This window comes from Rhizobium sp. KNZ2-6A, assembly GCF_056755475.1.
Genome location: NZ_JBNDIC010000114.1, coordinates 1 through 3619, shown reverse-complemented (window position 1 = coordinate 3619; position 3619 = coordinate 1). Strand labels below are relative to the sequence as shown.

Genomic DNA, 3619 nt, shown 5'->3' with positions numbered 1-3619 from the left:
CGTCTTGCGAGCGAGATCGGTCGAAACGATATTGACCGCTCCATTCGTGGCGGCCACCGAAAGATTGCCGCCCGACTTCGCGGAGGACCCGATGATGTTGACGTCGTTGTTGGCGGCAATCGCGAGATTGCCACCCGCATTAACGCGTGCTCCCGTCGCATTCTGCTGGCCATTGTTGTCAGCCTTGACCGCGGCGAGGTTGACATTGTTGCCGGAAAGCCGGGCATTGCCGCCGGCCTTGACGCTGGCGCCATTGAGATTGAGATCGCTGTTATTGGCGGCGAGCAGAACATTGCCACCGGCAGATGCGCCGGTATTTGGGTTGACGACGACAGCGCGATTGCCTGCAATCGTCGCGCCCTGGCCGCCGAGCGTCATGGTCTGGGCGGCAAGTGTAATGCCGTTCGAGGCGGTGAGATTGAGATCGCCGCCGGCATGGAAGGAGCCGGTCGATCTGATCGAGCTTGCGGCGACGGTCAGGCCGCCGGCGGCCGCAATCGCGCCGGAATTGCTCAGATCCCCCGTGGTGAGATCGACCGTGTTGCCGGCGATGGACGCCCCCGACAGGCTGGCCCTGGCCCGATCGGCGGCCGACAGATAGACGACTGGAGCCAGCACCTGCACGCCGTTGACGGTCTGGGCCTGGTAAAGCACCATCGACTGCTTGAGATTGGCGGCCTGATCGGGCGTCAATCCCTGACCGAGGACCAGGCCATTGTCCCTGGCATAGGCCACGCCATTGTCGATGAGCCCCTTCATCTGCTCGATGGCGTCACTGCCGGGAATGAAGGAGCCTTTGGCCAGGCCGTCGCCGATCAGTTGCCTGAGCTGGGTGTCGATCAGCTGGTTGTCGAAATAGGCGTCGCCGAGGAATGGAACGGCTGTTTCGGGATGATAGCCGATGCGCTTGAGGAAATAGGCCGAGCCGTAGAACTTCGAGACGTCGAGGAAGGCGGGGCGGGTCTCGAAGACAAAAGCCTGGCCGGGGACCGTGCCGCCGACACCGCCGGACTGCGGCTTGGCAAGGCTCGCCAGCTGCACGACGGCCTCCGGTGTCAGCCGTCTGAGATTGCCGAGCACCGCCGAAAGGCCGCCGGCGGCGATCAGCCCGGTGCCGCCGTCGCCGTTGTCAGCGGAACCGCTCGCGGTTCTCGCGACGGGGCCGTTGGCCGGGACATTGGCAATCGCGGCATTGACGGAAAACAGCGCCGCCCCCGCGGTCAGGCCGTCAAGGGCGGCGAGCGGATCGTGGCTGCTTGCCGGCGCGCTGACCGCCGCCTTGCCGCCGGTCGAGCCGAGCGAGGTGTTGTTGACGGTGGCGAAGTCGAGCGTGAGGTCGCGTGCCGCCTTGAGGGTGCCGGCGGCGGCGGCGATGACGGTGGTGTCCGCGACGATCGAGGCGCCATTGGCGATGTCGCGCGTGGGATCGGCGGTGCCGTCGGCATCGTAGGCGGTACAGGCGCCTTTCGCGTTGCAGGTCAGCGTCGTGGTGCGGTTGAGCGCGACGCCCTCGTTGGTGAGCGTCGATCCCTTGAGCGTCGCGTCGCCGCCGGCCTCGATGGCGCTGTAGGCGTTCGTCAGGTTGGTGGCGTCGACCGTGAGATTGCCACCGGCGCGGATCACCGCCTCGGGGCTGAGCGCGCCGGTGAAGCGGTCCTCATGGGCCGACTGGCTGATATTGGCGGTTGGGTCCCATGTGTAGGTCGTGCTGGCGTCCGCGGCGTTCTTGACGACCTCATCGACGATGAAGTACTTCGAGGGATTGTTGGGATCGAGAACGGGATTGCCGCTCTCGTCCTTCGGCACGCGCGCCTTGATCCAGTCGAGGATCGGCCGGACCTCGGTCGGTCCGTTGGCCGAGACCCAGGTCCAGGCGCGATAGCTCGTGCCGTCGGCGAGGGTCGCCTTCGACCAGAGCTGCGACTGGTAGTCCCGCCATGCCGGCGGATCGATACCGGGATAGAGCTGGAAGATGTTCTGATCGACGGTCTCGAGATAGGCGAAGGGCTTGCCGGCGACATCCGGATTGAGAACGAAGGTGCCGACCACATTGCCCGAGGAGACCAGCTGGCCGGTCTGCCAGGTCGGCGTCGTCGACCGTTTGTTGGTCAGATCAGAGGTCAGGATCGACATGTCGCCGCCGGCCTGGATGAGGCCGGAGATATTGGTGACGGCGCGGCTGCGCTCGGTTGCCGTGCTGCCTGATATCGTCAGGTCGCGGCCGGTGAGGATAGCGCCCCGGTCGTTGGTGAGCGTTCCCGCCACCTGAAGGGACGCGTCCCTCCCGGCATGGAGGAGGCCGGTCGCGTTGTTGGTGAGGTCGCCCGCGGTCGCGATGGTCAGGTTGTTGCCGGCGGCCAATTGCCCATTGTTGGAGAACGACGGCAGGGTGACGCCGCGATCACCATGAATGGTGACGCCGCGATCACCCGACAGGGTGACGCTGAGATCATGGGCGGCCAGCAGCGACGTCGCCTCGCTGGTGGTCAGGCCGGCGGCGGTGATCGCAATGTCAGCGCCGCTGGAGCCGTTTGCAGCGCCGGCGGTACTGCTGGATGGGACTGTTTTGACGACAGCGCCGGTCAGATTCGCCTTTCCGCTGAGATGAAGCGTCAACCCGCCAAGGACCAGGTTGCCGTTGACCAGATTTGCGGACGTCGCCGTGACGGCGAGCGTGCCGCCGACGGCGAGCTTTGCGCCACGTGTTCCCGACAGATCGAACGTTCCGGTATTGATGGCCAGATTGCCGGTGACGTTGGTGTCATTCGTGTAGCTGATCTCGCCCGGAGCACTCAGCGAGGCGTTGGCGAGGCTCTGCAGCAGGGCATAGTTCACGCCTGTGGTTGCTGTCGCGGACAAGTCGCCGCCCGACAACAGCGCATTGCTGGCGGTGACATCGCCATTCGTGGCGCTGAGCGTCATCGTACCCGACTGGGCGTTACCCCGTGCCGCGACAATCGCAGGCGATTGCGCTGACAACATCAGCGCCCCCGTGGGCGACGCACGCGTGGCCGCGAAATCCACCCCCGAGGCGAGTGTCTCGGCGGCGATCGACCGGCCCCGCAGATCGACGTTGCCCGCCGCCAGCGACTGGCCGGCAAGGGCGATCGACCCGCCGGCCGTCATGGTCAGGTTCTGGTGCGAGACCGCGTTGACGGCGACAACGCGACGATCCCGAGCGGTGGCGTGGCCACTGCTCCGAGCGATCGCGCTGATGTCAGCGGAACCGCTTGCGGTTCTCGCGCCGATGCCGCCGCTCGCCGTCGCGATGAGATTGCCGGCCGACAGCAGGTTGGAGGCATTGATGTCGCCGGCGGTGGCGGTGAGGGACAGTGCGCCGGCCGAGGATCCCTCTGAAAGAACGACGCTGCCGTCGACCGCCTTGTCGGTGGCCGCGAAATCCACCCCGGAGGCGATGGCGTTGGCGGTGATATCAGCACCGGTGATGCTGACATCGCCGGCGGCCAGCAGCGTGCCGTCGAGGTTTGTCGCGGCATTGACCGTGACATTGCCGTGACCGCTGATATCCAAGGCCGTGAACGAGCCGCCTGTCACGCTGAGCGTGCCGGCGACGAGCAATGGTCCCGCGACTATACCGCCGCGACCGCCATTGGCGGCG

1 protein-coding gene is annotated in these 3619 nt (G+C 66.1%); it reads right to left on the bottom strand.

Going from position 1 to position 3619, the window contains the following annotated elements; all coding sequences use genetic code 11:
• On the bottom strand, positions 1–3619 hold a 3619-nt coding region (locus ACPYOP_RS32655; protein WP_481414339.1), incomplete at both ends, for a beta strand repeat-containing protein.